We start from the raw sequence: 14,467 nt of genomic DNA, 5'->3' as shown, positions 1-14,467 counted from the left end.
TAAGCTTATCTCCTGAAATAAATATTAAATGTGGTGCCTATCCCTACCTGGCTTTCAACCTCAACTTTGCCGTTCAGCAGCTCTGCCTGTGTTTTTACAAGGTGCAGGCCCAGGCCCTTACCTTCTATCTGCGGATGAAATCTTTTGTACAATCCGAACAGCTTATCTTTAATCGTTGCCAGGTCCAGGCCCAAGCCATTATCTGAAACGCTCAGGCAAATATAATCAGGAAATTGAGAAGTGGAAAGTGTTAAATGCAATTTCCGATGTGGCGATTTGTATTTAAAAGCGTTTGTTATTAAATTAGTTATAATACTTTGTACATAGCTACGAATCGCCAGCACCTTTGGGGCAGCTTCGAAGTTATAGGTTATTATTGCATCATTTTTTTCCTGAGGCATACTTTCCAGAACAGCCTTTAGTACCTGCTCCAGCGAGACCTCCTCCACCACCTGCTGTAGCTGGCTGCGCACCGTCAAAATCTCGTTCAGGTCGCGGATAGTAGTATCGAGCAGCTGCGCTGATTTTGCCAGGTTATCCACCACCCGCCGGTTCATGAGGGCATTCGGCTGTGCGTAGTTGTAAATGGAGGTCAGGCCTAAAATATTGGCAATGGGCGCACGCAGGTTATGCGATACGATGTAGGTAAACTGCTGCAGGTTCTGGTTTTGCTTAATTAGCTGTTCGGTCAGTTCGTTGCGTTGCGCTTCCTCGGCTTTAAACAGGGTAATATCGGTGGCAGAGCCATCAATGCGCAGCAGGTTTCCGCTCTCATCCAGCATAGGCGAAAGCCGCAGTTCCAGCCACCTGACCTGGCCGGCCTTTGTCCGAATCCGAATGGCGTGTTGCTGCCGCAGGCCCTGCTTTAAGTTAGGCAGAAGGGTGTGCAGCATGTCTTCCTTGTTTTCCAATTGCAGGGTATCGAGCCAGGAGGCATTCTGATGCAGCAGCTCCTCTTCGGCGTAGCCCGTTATTTCGCGGCACTGCGGGCTTATGTATGTAATAGCCAGACGGGCATCTGTCGAGAAAATGATCTCCGGTATATTTTCCAGGGTAGATTGCAGCAGATTTTTGGCAACTGTTACCTCGCGCGCCGCCCATACGCGCTCTGTAATATCCTGCACGGCACCCGATAGCTTCACGGGCGTGCCATCTTCATCCGTTACTACTTCCCCGATCTGGTATAGAAAGCGCTCGGCGCCATCCGCAAGGACCACTTTATGCTCCAGCGCGATGCCTGTTTTGTTTTGCAGGGATTGCATGATCTGGGTGGTTACCTGCGTACGTTCGCTGTCAGGTATAAACTGCAGCAGGTTCGGGATCGAAGGAGAGAACGTTTCTTTTTTAACCCGGAATATCGAATAAACGCTGTCTGACCAGGCCAGGGTTTCTTTCTGCAGATCGTATTCCCAATGGCCCAGATGTGCCAGTTGCTGGGCACGGGCCAGTTGCAGCTGGCTGCTTTTGATGATCTCCACCGCTCTGCGCTTCTCGGATATGTCCAGCAGGGTCAGGGCGACGGCCAGTATGCTGTTGTCGGATCCCAGCACCGGCTTAAAGACCACCTCGTGCCAGTGATTTCCAGAGCCCGTCTCATACATTACTTCCTGCCCTTGCAAAGCTTTGCTGTGGTTTTCCCTGACCTGTGCTACAAGCGAGGGATCGATCAGGTCAAGCAAATTACTGTCCTGCGTCAGTGTTCTCAGCAGGTAGCGCTTCACATCGGCCGCAGCTACAGCATTAAACGTCAGCACACGCAGGTCCTTATCCAGCAGAAAGATAGCTTGTGGCGAACTGTTGAGGAGCGCCCGCAGGTTAGCTTCGCTGCGCAGCAGTTGTTCCTGGGCCTCTTTCTGTTCTGTTATATTGATCAGGGTGCCATTCCAGGATACCGTGCCATTTTTCTGGACAGAAGGCAGGCTATGGCCCCTGATCCAGACATACTTTTGTTTATCGGCATGCCATATCCGGAATTCGTGTATCCAGGGCGTCAGCTCCTGATAGGATTGCATAAGCGTGGCATTCAGCTCTTTCCGGTCGTCGGGGTGCAACTGCGAGAACACATCTTTTGGGTGGGTATAGGCGGCCGCAGCCGGGATGCCCAGCAGTTTATAGCTGCCTTCGCTCACAAATGGAAAACTGATGGTCCGGTCAGCGCTGATCTGCAACTGATAGACCGCCCCCGGAATGCTGGAGCTGACTTCACGTAGTTGCTGTTCGCTCCGTCTAAGCTTTTCAATGGCCTGCTCCCGCTCATGTATATTCAGGGCTACCACCAGACGGGGGATGTGTGCGCCCTGCGGTGGCAACGCATGCGACTGAAGTTCCACCAGAAAGCTGGTGCCATCTTTTCGCCTGTGCGTATACTCCAGCGGGCCTCTTTCTTCTGTTTTATGGCGTACTTGTAGTAGGTGCTGTAGGGCATTCCGCTCTTCTGCGGGCCTGATATCGAACAGGGTCAGCTGCATGAATTCCTCCCGGGTATAGCCATACTCCTGCATGGCTGCTTCGTTCACTTCCAGAAAACGAAGCGTCTGCTGGTCGTACACCCACATGGGCACGGGGTTGTTGTTAAAAAGGCTCCTAAACCGCTGCTGGCTTTCGAGCAAAGCATTCTGCAGCTGTTTCCGTTCCTGCATTTCAACCCTGATAAGGCTATTTTCCTGGTGCAGGCGCCGGAAGATTTTCTTAAGTATAAGCGCTGCACTAACTGCAGCTGCCAGACCAAACAGCAGCACCAGGGCATAGCCATTTCGTAAAAAAGAATATTCAGCAATAAATCCGCCGGCTTCTTTCTTTAACGAGGTAGTTATTGCCTCGTTCAGGTGGATAACTCGGTTCTGGTAAAGAATATAGTTTGGTGCCAGCACCCTTGTTTTATAGTCCTGTGCCGCTTGCAACTGGTGCAGATCTATCAGAGCCTGCACACTGTCTGCCTGCCTGAAATAATCTGCCTGGTCTTTGGCAATATGCCGGAGCAGCGCCCGGGCGCTGTTGGTGTGAACCAGCTTGTCTAGTTTGGCAATGGCCTGTTTATCGGCTTGTTGCACGGCTAAAAGCTGCTGCTCTATACTATCCCGGGCAGCAGCCCCTTGCACAAGCGCATACGTCCGCAGCATGCTTCGGGCCCGCTCTTTGTTGCGGAGCAGGTCATTGACCAGTTCCTGGCGCTCATACGTGCGCGACAGCATGCTGCTATACTTCTGCTGCACCTGCATTGCCTGTATATAGGAACACACACATACCACAACCAGCACAACTGCCAGCCCAATAAAGGAGATCCCCAGGTAGCGCATTGTTCGCTTCAGACCTCTGGTAGCTTCTTGCTTCTTCATGTACTTCATGCCTGGTGAAAAATAACTGCACTAAAATTTTGAGGCATGAGCTGATAAGAACAATTTAGTAAAGGTATAATTCAAAATACAGGTGTCTCCCAAATGCTTTAAACAGACTGATAATGCACTTTAATAAAGAATTGAATGCATTTGTAAAGATAATGAAAGGCTCGAAAGCTGAAAATAATTATATTTAAAAGATTTTAAAAATGGAAGGTATAGCACAAAAATAATGGAAGGTATAGCACAAAAATAATTGTATAATCCTTTACAGCAATTCTGTAACACATTCGCTCCCGTACAGCCGTATCTTTGCATTATCAGTTTAAAACAAGAAAAAGAAAAGATTACAGCGGCAGTACTACAACAGTATACCATACCTGTGCTTTCAATAATTTCAAAGCCGGTCATTACGTGGGTTTGTGAGCTGATGGGATTAGGATGGGAAGCGAGGCGCTGCGTATTGAAGTAGATCTGCCCGATTAAATAGGCGTTATTGCCAGGGTCGTCATTGCGGCGTTGGCAGGAGAGACGAATAAGAAAGTATAATAAATTTACAGTTGATAAATTATGTTAAATATGAAAACCTATAAATTCAAAACAACCATTAATTGCGGCAACTGCGTGAAAGCGGTTACCCCACATCTGAATAAACTGGAAGGTATAGCCGACTGGAACGTAGATACCAACAATCCCGACAAAGTGCTGGAGGTATCAACCGATTCACTGGATGCTGACACGATCAAAAGCACGGTAGAAAAAGCCGGTTTCAAGGCCGAAAAGATCAGCTAAGTATACCGCTGCTGATGCAAGTATAAAATGGGCAAGTATAAAAAAGGAGGCTGTTGCAGAACAGCCTCCTTTTTTGTAAGGTAAGATCATTGCCCTACTTACCATGCCCACACCGGGCAAATCACTTTACTTGTGTTGCGCAGCTTCAGGCCCAGCACCACTTCGTGGCTGCCGCCATGCGATACCCCCAGCGGCGAGGTGCTGGCATCGTAGGAGTAGGCTACATCCAGCAGCGGGCTGATGTTGATCCCTGCCATGCCGGCCACCGCATCTTTGTGCCGGTACGAAATGCCTGCCCATACGCGGTTGCCGTAAAGCGCTTTCAGGTTGGCATCAACCGAGGCAGGGCTGGGCTGGGCCAACTTCACCATCACCGAGGGGATGAACGAAAGTGCCGGGCTTACATCCAGGCGCAGGCCGGCTGTCGCAAAATAGTGTTTCTGTAGTTTCCCATCCCGGTCTTCCGGCGTACCCGTCTGAATGTACCGGCGCCTGGCCGGTACCAGCTGCGCCCCCGATACGCCTACATAGTAATTCTGAGAATAGAGCCAAAGGCCCATCGTCAGGTCGAACTTTACTTCATTTACGCGCCCGTCCATAATAGCAGGGTCGTTGCTGTTGGCCGTTTTCACCAGGCTCGGGTCCAGGCTATACTGCACCAGCCCCGGTGCAACGCCTGCCGAAATACGCGTGGTCTTGGAAACTGGCAGGTGGTAAGCATAGCTGGCGCTAAAGCTGCTGCGCGATAAAGGGCCGGTCTGCGTGGTCATGGCCATGGCGCCCAGGCCATGATGCGGGCGCACGCGCCGGTACATGTTCGTGCGTTTAGTGGAGGCTTCTTTCGGCAGCTCGTTTCCTCTGCCACCGCGGTAGGAGGGAATCACATCTTTGTTCAGGGGCATGTGCAGCGTCAGATAATATGACTGGGGTGCACCTTCTAACCCGGCCCATTGCTGCCTTGTTCCCAGCCGTAAATCGGCATAGTCCTCTATCCCGCTTATAGCTGGGTTCAGCAGGTAATTGTTGAGGGTATACTGGGTATACTGGGGCTTTTGCTGGGCCAGGACCTGCATTGCTGTTAGGAGGGCAAAAGCTAAGGCGAAAAGTTTCTGCATCGTCTTTTTATCTAACAATGGTAATACTGCCGGAAAGCGGCTTTTCCGTTTTATTTAGCCGGATAACATAGTAGTAAGTTGCCAGCGGCAGCTCCTGCCCGTTAAAGCGACCATCCCATTTTTCGCCATAACCTTCGGAACGGAAGACCAGCGTGCCCCACTGGTTAAACACCTCTACCGTACAGTTGGGGTATTTCTCGATGTTGGCGATCTCCCAGGTGTCGTTTATACCGTCGCGGTTGGGCGTGAAGGTGTTGGGTACATCTACAAAAGGAAGCACTGTCACTGTCACGTCATCGGTAAACGTACAGCCGCCGGGCGTGAGCACGGTTACGGTGTAAGTGGTGGTTTCAACGGGCGTAGCAACCGGGTTGGCAACCGTAGCATCGCTTAAGCCTGCCGCCGGCGACCAGCTATAGGTCACGCCACCGGAGGCATGCAGCTCCACGCTGCGGCCACGTACTACGGCTACATCTTCGCCGGCGCTGGCCGATGCTTCTGCTACCGTTACCAGCACCTGCGTACGCTCGCTGGCGCAGGTCTGCGAAATTTCCTGCACGTAGTAGGTGGTATTGTGCGTGAGCACGGGCGTGGTATAGGTGTTGCCAGCCTGCAGCAGGTTGCCGCCCGAAGCACTGGCATACCATTCCAGTCGTCCGCCGGTGCCCGTGGCCCAAAGAGTGGCACTCGTGCCGGCGCAGACTGTCTGAGCAGGTGCTACCGGAGCTGCCGGAAGCGGTGTGATGGTAACCTGCACGGCGTTGCTGATCAGCGCCTGGCATGACTCTGATGTCACGATGCGGCGGAACCAGGTGGTGCGTGTGAGCGGTGGCGGAGTATAATCCTGCCTGTTATTGGCGCCCGGGGCGGTTTTGAAGTTTGCTGCAGGTCCGTCCGTGCTCATCTCCCACAGGTAAGTATAGGTGCCGCTTCCGCCGGTTGGCAACGAGCCAGCCAACGTAGCCGGCGCGGTATTGTAGCAGATTATCTGGCTGGTGCTAATCTTGTTGTTGCTCATCGCCGGCTTCACCGTGATCATCACCGGCGCACTCATATCCGTGTTGGTGCCGGAGATAACGATGCGGCGGAACCAGGTGGTTTGGGTGAGCGGTGCGGGGCTGTAGTCCTGGCTGCTGCTGTTGCCTGCTGCTGTTACCCAGCCGGCCTCCGGGCCCTGCGTGCTAGCCTGCCACAAAAACTTGTAATCGCCTTCGCCGCCCATGGGTTTGGTGCCTGTCAGGATAGCCGGTTGGTTGCCGTAGCAGATCACCTGGTCGGCCTGGATGTTGTTTGTGCCGATGGCAGGCGTTACGCTTATTTTCACAGGTTCTGACGTATGGCTGCAGCCCCCTGACGTAACCACACGCCGGAACCAGGTGTCTTTTTTCAGGGCGGGCGGCGCATAATTCTTGCCTGTATTAGGTGCCGGTGCCGCAGCATATGTCACGCCGTCCTCGCTCAGTTGCCATTCATAGGTATAGGAGCCATTGCCGCCAATCGGTGTAGAACCAGTTAGCGGTGCCGGTATCTGCCCGGCATAAATGGTCTGCGACAGGACGATGGTATTGCGGGCGATTTCTGGAGATACTTCGATTTTGACCAGGTTGGAGACGCTGGTGCAGGCGCCTGAAACCACCACGCGGCGGAACCAGGTCGTGGTCGTCAGTTTATCCGGAGTATAGTCGCGCTGGGTTCCATTCCCTGCGACAGCTTTGAAAGAGGATGGCGCGCCGGTCAGCGAATACTCCCAGCGGAAGGTATACTGGTCGTTTCCGCCCGTCGGCTGCGCGCCGGTAAGGGGCAGGGGCACTGATCCGGTGCAGATCTCCTGGCTTTGGGCTATTTCGTTTTGGTTGATGCCCGGATTAACCACCACCCGCACTGTGCCGGAGTAGCTGTAGCAAGCACCGGAGGTAACCTTACGGCGGAACAGGGTAGTCTTTTCCAGGGGCTGGGGCTGGTAACTGCTATTTGTGCTGATGCCGGCTACGGTAGTGTAGGTCGTGCCGTCTTCGCTGCTCTCCCATACATATGTATAAATACCGGTACCGCCAGTGGGAGTATTGCCCGTCAGGGCAAGGGGTGCATCGCCCGCGCAGATGGTTTGCTCCGGTGATGTTAACGTATTTCCGGCAATGGCAGGAAGTACGGTTACTTTCACGGGGGCACTCTCCTGGCGGCTGCAGGGGCCTGAAAGTACGATACGGCGCAACCAGATGGTGCGGGTGAGCGGGGCAGGGGCCTTATACTGTTGTTCGGCATTGTTGCCGGCTGCTGCCGTATAGGTCGTGCCATCGGTGCTGCTTTCCCAGAGGTACGTATACTGGCCGGTTCCGCCCTGCGGTACGGAGCCGGAGAAAGCAGCAGGCAGATCGCCGGCGCAGATAGTTTGGGCAGCGGTGATGGAGTTGTTGCTGATCACAGGTACCACTTCCAGCAGCACGGCGGCGCTGTAGTTTTCGGAGCAGGGGCCTGAAATAACCACCCGCCGGAACCATGTATTGGCACTCAGCGCTCCTGGCTGGTATTGGCTGTTTGTCGCGCCAGTGATCGGCGCAAACCCGGTGTTCGGACCTGCGGTGCTGCTTTCCCAGCGGTAAGTGTAGGTACCGTTTCCGCCTGCCGGCTGCGTGCCCGTAAGGGCAGCCGGTGTCTGGCCCGCACAGATCGGCTGGTTAACCGGTGCCGTGAGCGTGTTGTTGCTGATATTCCGGTTTACGGTTACCTGTACCGGCACGCGGGTTGCACTCGCGCAGCCGCTGCTGTTCACTGCTTCCACATAATAGGTGGTAGTGGCCGTAAGCGGCTCTGGTGTGGTAAAGGTGCGGCCCGTGAAAACCGGGTCTGCGGCAGTAGCAGAAGTATACCACCGGAAAGTGCCCGTTTGTTCGGTAACCGCCAGGGTGGCGGTGGTGTTCTCGCAAATTGTAACCGGCAGCGCAGTAGGGGCCTGCGGAAGCGGCATGACGGTTACTTCTACCACCGGCGAGGTGCTGGCGCATTCGCCTGATTTCACCACGCGCTTGTACCAGGTGGTTTGGGTAAGGGTGCCTGGTGCGTAGGTTTGGTTGGTAGCATTTCCGGATGCTTTCGTAAATGTGCCATTGGCCCCGGTGGTGCTGGCAAGCCACTCAAACGTATACCTGCCATTTCCGCCGGCTGGCAGTGAGCCTGTCAGTTCCGGCGCGGGCTGGCCGCTACAGATAGGCGTAACCGGCGTAATGGTGTTGTTGGTGATCACAGGGTTTACTGTTACCTGAACGGTATTGCTGGCGTTGATGCCGCAGGGGCCGCCGCTCACAATTCTTCTAAACCAGGTGGTAGTGGTCAGCGGGCCCGGACTGTAGGTAACGGTGTTGTTCTGCCCGGTAGCCACTTCAAAGGTGCGGCCATCCGTGCTCATCTCCCAGGTAAAGGTATAATTGCTGTTTCCTTCCGAGGGCTGGCTTCCCTGAAGCACCAGGGGCGAGGAGGCAGCGCAAATAATTTGTTCTCCTGAAATGCTGTTGCCGGCAATGGGCTTATACACCAGCAGGCGTACCGGCTGGCTGATGTGCTGCTGGCAGGTGCCGGAGTTTACAATACGGCGGAACCAGGTGCTCTGCGTCAGCGTGCCGGGCTGGTAATTCGGTTGGCGGTTATCACCGGGGGCTGCAGTATAAACGCCTTCTGCGCCGGTAACGCTTACCTGCCACGTATAAGTATAAGTGCCATTGCCGCCCTCGGGCGCGCTGCCCACGATCTCTCCGCCCTGGCTTCCCTGGCAGATCTCTGATTCTCCGCTAAGGGCAATGGTGTTGCCGGCGATAACGGGTGTTACGGTTACAAGTATGGCTTCGGACGTGTTGCTGCAACTGGCCGAGGTTACCACGCGCCGAAACCACGTGTTTCGACCCAGTGGGGCAGGAGCGTAGTCTTGGTTTTTGGCGGCAGTACCAGGGATGGCTGCAAATCCTGCTTCAGCGCCTGTAATGCTGCTTTCCCACTGGTAGGTATAGGAGCCATCGCCTCCGGCCGGTATAGAACCTTGCACCACATCAGGCTGTTGGCCGGCGCAAATGGTGGCTACCCCTTGCAGTGTGTTTTGCGAGAGTACCGGGTAAACCTCCACCTTTGCTTCCGTGCGCGGGCTGATACAGCCATTGATGATGGCCTGCACATAGTATGATCGGCTCGCGGGAAGTGCTGTGGTAGTAAAAGTTCGTTTATCTGAGATCAGGTTACCACCTGTGGGCGCATCATACCATTCATACATGGTGGCTGTGCCATTGGCTACCAATGTGGCGGTGTTGCCCGGTCCGCAGAGCTGCACCGGGTCTACCACAGGCGCTGGCGTAGCTGGATGCACTGTTACGGTAACCATGCGCCGGGTGCTGGTGCAGCCGCCTGCTATCGTGGTTTGCACGTAGTATGAGGTGGTTCTATCCAGTACAGGGGTGTCAAACGTAGCACCTTCTTTCAGGAGCTGGCCGCCGGTAGGGGCATCGTACCAGGCAATCAGCCCCTGCGGGTTGCTTACCTGTAGCGAGGTGCCAGACCCCGGGCAAACGGGCTGCGGCGTAGCTACTACAGGCGCCTGGGGCAGCGCGTTTACCGTCACCTGCACCTGGTCGGTGGTGGCGCAACTGCCGGTGCCGAAAGTATAGGTAAGTAGGAACGTACCTGTAGCCGCCGGTGTGAAGGTGCCCTTGCTGTCCACCTGGTTTCCGGACCAGGTGCCCCCTGCCGGGAAGCCCTGCAGGGAAAAGGCCCCGCTGTTGAGGCAAACCACCTGGTCTGATCCGGCATTTGCAACGGGTGCTTCCTCTACGGTAACCACTACTTTATCGGAACTCGTGCAGCCAAGCTGGTTGGCATAAGTATAGGTCAGCTCATAGGTGCCGGTTTGAACAGGAGGGGTAAAGGTGCCGTCCGCCGATACATGCTCCCCGCTCCATGTGCCGCCTTCCGGGCTGCCGGCCAGTTTGGTCGCAACAGGTTTGTTGCAAATGGTTATATCCGGCCCGGCATTGACTACGGGTAGCGGGTTTACCTGTATGGTTACCTTTGTGCTGCTGCTACAGCCTGTGGCCTGGTTCACGCCCGTTACGGTATAGGTTGTGGTGGTCGCCGGCGTCGCGATCACGCTGGCGCCCGTTGTGCTGCTCAGGCCCGTGGCAGGCGCCCAGGTATAGGTATCAGCGCCGCTGGCGGTTAGAGTGGATGTCCCCTGGCCCAGGCAGATCTGCTGCACGCTGGCAGTAGCTTTCACCACTGGCGGGTTATTAACCACCACGGTAAAGGTAGTAGTGGCGGTGCAGTTAGTGGCCGTGTTTTTACCGGTGATGGTATAGGTGGTTGTAGCTGTGGGCGCTGCGGTTACCTGGCTGCCGGTGGTGGCACTCAGCCCGGTTGCCGGCGACCAGGTATACGTATCTGCTCCTGTTACCTGGATGGTGGTTTTTTCGCCCAGGCAGATGGCTGCTTTAGGAGAAGAAGCGGTGAGTTGGGGCAGCGGGTGGATGGTGATGCGCTGGGTAGCGGGCGCTGAATCACCGCAGCCGTTGGTGGCGACCACCTGCACGGTATACTCGCCTGGCGTTGTAAACTGCAGGCTCGGGTTGGCCGAGGCAGCGCTGGTTCCAGCCGTAAAGGAGGCGCCGGCCGGTCCGGTTACCTGCCAGTTGTAGGCGCTGATAGGGCTCATTTTGGCATCATAAGTCGGCGCATGGGCGGCGTTAGCAACTGCAAAGGCAATGGTTTGCGGGCCGCAGTAAGCAGTGGCCGCAGGCAGCGTCACCACCGGTTTCTCCTGAATGACGATCGTGGTTTCTTTTTGGCTGCTCGGGCTGCAATTATTGCTTGCTACAAGTATAACCTTGTAGGTGCCGGCCTTGGTGAACGTAAAGGACGGCGTTGCAGAAGTGGCGCTGGAGCCTGTAGCATAGTTCCAGCCCGTAGTGGGGCTTACCTGCCAGGCATAGCGCAGATCATCACCCGTAGATAAATTTTTCGTAGTGAAAGTGGCAGGGGCGCAGGTGCCGTTTCCGGTCAGCGTAAAATCCGCTTTGGGCGGTTCGCTGATAGTGATAGTCATTTCCTTGGAGCTCCCGGTGCAGGTGGAGTTGGGATCCAGCGGCGAGACGGTCAGTTTCACGGTATATACTCCCGGCAAGGTAAATTTTATACTGGGACGGGGATCTTCCAGGGTGCCCCCGGTTAACTGCCAGCCGGTAGCTGGGCTGATCTCCCAGTTACGGTTATACACGTTGGTGCGGGTAGAGGCATCATAGCCCCCTGTGGACTGATCGGTAAAAATGATCGGTACATTTACACAGCCGGTGCTGCTGCTGGCGCCGAACTTTGCTTCCGGGCCTTTCGAAATGCGGATGCCTTCAAAAGTCGCCTTCGAGGAGCTGCAGGGGTTTTCGGCCGTTCCGGTCAAGGTAAAGCCGTTTTGCTTGCCCGACGAGGACTGGGAGAACGTATGGGTCAGGATCACATCGTTGGTGGCCGGGTCGCGTGGTAATTTTTCCAGCTGTTCCTGGGTATAGGTTAACACCGGCGTGCCGTCGTCGAACTGAAAGGTGTAATTGGTATAGGGCGAGTTATTGTTGATACCTGATATCTTAAAATCGAAGGTGGCCGGCGCGCAGCCTGTGCTGTTGCCCTGGCTCGAGATGCCAAGGCCCGGGTTACTGCCGATAAAAACGCGCTCTGTGCTGGAACTCGTGCAGCCGTCGGTGCCGGTTACCGTCAGCACCAGGTTATAAGAACCGGCCGCTTTATAGGTATGGGCCGTGTTGGCAAAGGTGTTATCATAGGTGTCGGTGGTGCCATCTCCCCAATTGATAACATATTGCTGGTTAGTAGCTTTGGTGGTCGAAATGTTACTGACTTTTAGCTGGAAGGCAGCCGAACTGCCTGAGTAGCTGCAGTAAGTAAAGTCATATACCGGGTTCGAGATGCTGGCATCCGGGGGGCCCGTTACCACAAAATCCTCCGAAGTACCCTGGCATCCATCAGCATTGGTGGTTTTTACTGAGTACGTGCCGGGTGCCGTTACTTTAAGCACCTGGGTGGTTGCGCCGGTAGACCATTGGTAGGAAGCTGCGGCAGTGGCCGTAAGCGTCACTTCATTGTTATTGCAAAGGCTGGCTTCCGCCGGCGAGGCGGAGATCTGGGGAATGCAGTCTTGCGCATAGACAGGAGCACCGGTCCAAAATCCGAGGAAAAAAAGCAGCAGGGACAGCAGTAGGCGTTTATACAAAGGCTGCATAGCTAAAAGATATATGGGGAAATTTGCGTGTTTGCACTAAAATGCCGCTGGGTTGATGACAGAAAACCTGGCTTTGCGCTGTAAAAGCATACAATTCGGCGCAGGTGTTATTGCGCCGACCGGTGGGCCAGCTAGAAAACAGGCTGCACCTGCACAGGCACGCCGAGAGCAGGTCCGGTTGCTTTTGTCAGAAGTTGCCAAACAACCAGTGCTTAGGCCAGGTAAGAAATTTTGTGCAAAATGGAAGGGGAGTAGCGTTTTGTCATATGATTGAATTATACCAATATTTTATTTTGTAAATACCTTTTAAGTATGATCCTTAGGCGCTTTGCAGGCCTTTATAAGTTAAAGCTCTGTAATGGCTACTAAAGTATAGATATAGATGTTCTTACGAAAGAATTATTTGGTGTAAGAAAGTTCCATCCGCAAATAAAAGCCTGCAAATAAAGAAGTATGAACTGCTATGATTGCGAACGTTAATTGCAGTATGCTAATACATAATCAGGAGCGACCAAGCCAGGTTTTTATCAAATAAATCCGAATTTAAAGCCTAAACCTTGCCGATGGAGGAGCAGAAAAGCCTGTTTTTCTGTTATAACAGCAAGTTTGCTTGTAAATAAGAAGCGACCGGTGGCAGGTGTGAAGCAGATTAAGACATATGTAAGAAAGGGGTAAAATATAATGCAATAGTTTGGACCAATCAGCAAGGGCTGGAATTGCACTAATAAGATGCGCTGGCACGCCTTCTATCTATATATGCGCCTTATAATATATTAATTGTTGAATACTAAAATATTCTTTTTTTATTATTTATGCCCTGTCAAGCGTAAACTTTCTAAAGCGAGTAACCGTAAGGGATATCGGCTACAATATTAAAGAGGCGCAATATTATTCCGTTTACCTCCCGCGTAGTTCAATTAATTAATATTAGTTAAATTATATGTTTAGTGATTTGCGCTTTCGCTGTTCCTTCTCTATACTATAATGCGACGAAAGTAAGTTTAAGTAATAAAAGTAAAGCAATTATAAATCGAATTCATTTAAAGCAACATGAATAAGCTCGCACACCACTACAGCAGCAACAAAAATTTATCATTGATGCTGGACATTACCCTTATAACTATAGCCTTTAAAATATCAGACGTCTACCAGGGCGATTACCAGTACAGCCTTTTCTTCTTATTGTTTGCACTAGCCTGGGGTGTGGTTTCCAGGTTTACCAGCTTTATCTTCCGTATCGACAGCTTTGTTTCCTGCGGAAAAGAGGTAGCTAACCTGATAAATGCGTTCCTGTTGCATGGCGTTCTGCTGGGCAGTAGCATCGTGATCTTTGATTTTGCTAACATAGCCGGCTTGCCTTTGCTGTATACGTACCTTACTACTGCCTTACTGATCATGCTGAGCCGCGTATTGCTGTTGCAGGTGTTCTCATACTTCTCAAACTCACACATGGCCTAAGCGCTTTTTTTAAGCACGGTTTTTAATACTAAAAGCCGCTTTATACTGATCCTGCAACAAGCGGGTGCAAGTATAAAGCGGCTTTGCTTTTTTATCGGAACTTCAAAAAGCCCTTTCGGGCCACCGGAAAGGCTATTTAGATTGTGCCATACTTCATCGTGCCCGGCATAGAAACAGAAGATTCGAAGAAGAGGAGCGCCGACTCCGTAAAAACAAGCCTGTTAAAGTATACCGCCTTTTGCCAGACTATTTACCCGGGTATAAAGCGTCAGTTACGAACGGGGTTGCAGGCGCTTTTTATTGAACTTACCGCTACAGTTATCACCACATCATAAAAAAGGTATAACAGTTCATCCGAATTGTGTAAACGTATGCCCGGCAGATAGTTTACTTTTGTAGGAGCAAGAAAATACCGTAGTAACCCAGCCAGGCAAACGGGGTTGCAGTGCAGCAGGCAGCTTATGCAGTTCATCACCGGAATAGCATAGTATAGAACCTGTTTCAACCAG

General features: G+C 53.0%; 5 protein-coding genes. 2 read left to right on the top strand and 3 right to left on the bottom strand.

Going from position 1 to position 14,467, the window contains the following annotated elements:
- Positions 1 to 5: 5 nt before the first annotated feature.
- A complete protein-coding gene (locus tag LWL52_RS11775; protein WP_242920033.1) occupies positions 6 to 3,335 on the bottom strand; it encodes a PAS domain S-box protein in 3,330 nt (1,109 codons plus the stop codon).
- 579 nt (positions 3,336 to 3,914) lie between these two features.
- On the opposite strand from LWL52_RS11775, the gene LWL52_RS11770 reads away from it, so the two are divergent.
- On the top strand, positions 3,915 to 4,127 hold the full coding sequence (locus LWL52_RS11770; RefSeq protein ID WP_242920031.1) for a heavy-metal-associated domain-containing protein: 213 nt from the start codon (positions 3,915 to 3,917) through the stop codon (positions 4,125 to 4,127).
- Between the two features lie 98 nt (positions 4,128 to 4,225).
- Here the strand turns inward: LWL52_RS11770 and LWL52_RS11765 are convergent, their stop codons facing one another.
- Together LWL52_RS11765 and LWL52_RS11760 are read right to left on the bottom strand one after the other, a co-directional pair.
- The gene (locus LWL52_RS11765) at positions 4,226 to 5,242 is read right to left on the bottom strand and encodes a PorP/SprF family type IX secretion system membrane protein (RefSeq protein ID WP_242920029.1); all 1,017 of its coding nucleotides are present in this window, start codon (positions 5,240 to 5,242) and stop codon (positions 4,226 to 4,228) included.
- A 7-nt stretch (positions 5,243 to 5,249) separates the two neighbouring features.
- Positions 5,250 to 12,491 carry a DUF8696 domain-containing protein gene (locus LWL52_RS11760; RefSeq protein WP_242920027.1) on the bottom strand — a complete coding sequence of 2,414 codons (7,242 nt, stop codon included), beginning with the start codon at positions 12,489 to 12,491 and terminating at the stop codon, positions 5,250 to 5,252.
- Between the two features lie 1,059 nt (positions 12,492 to 13,550).
- Here LWL52_RS11760 and LWL52_RS11755 point away from each other — a divergent pair.
- Positions 13,551 to 13,958, top strand: coding sequence for a hypothetical protein (locus LWL52_RS11755; protein WP_242920025.1), 408 nt, complete (start codon positions 13,551 to 13,553; stop codon positions 13,956 to 13,958).
- Positions 13,959 to 14,467 lie beyond the last annotated feature (509 nt).

The sequence above is a fragment of the Pontibacter liquoris genome, assembly GCF_022758235.1.
GTDB lineage: Bacteria > Bacteroidota > Bacteroidia > Cytophagales > Hymenobacteraceae > Pontibacter > Pontibacter liquoris.
The sequence above is the reverse complement of the archived record's forward strand: the minus strand, read 5'-3'. Positions and strand labels throughout refer to the sequence as shown.

Coding starts and splice junctions, on each gene's coding strand:
- LWL52_RS11775 (WP_242920033.1), bottom strand. CDS start 3,335: ATGAAGAAGCAAGAAGCTACCAGAGGTCTGAAGCGAACAATGCGCTAC.
- LWL52_RS11770 (WP_242920031.1), top strand. CDS start 3,915: ATGAAAACCTATAAATTCAAAACAACCATTAATTGCGGCAACTGCGTG.
- LWL52_RS11765 (WP_242920029.1), bottom strand. CDS start 5,242: ATGCAGAAACTTTTCGCCTTAGCTTTTGCCCTCCTAACAGCAATGCAG.
- LWL52_RS11755 (WP_242920025.1), top strand. CDS start 13,551: ATGAATAAGCTCGCACACCACTACAGCAGCAACAAAAATTTATCATTG.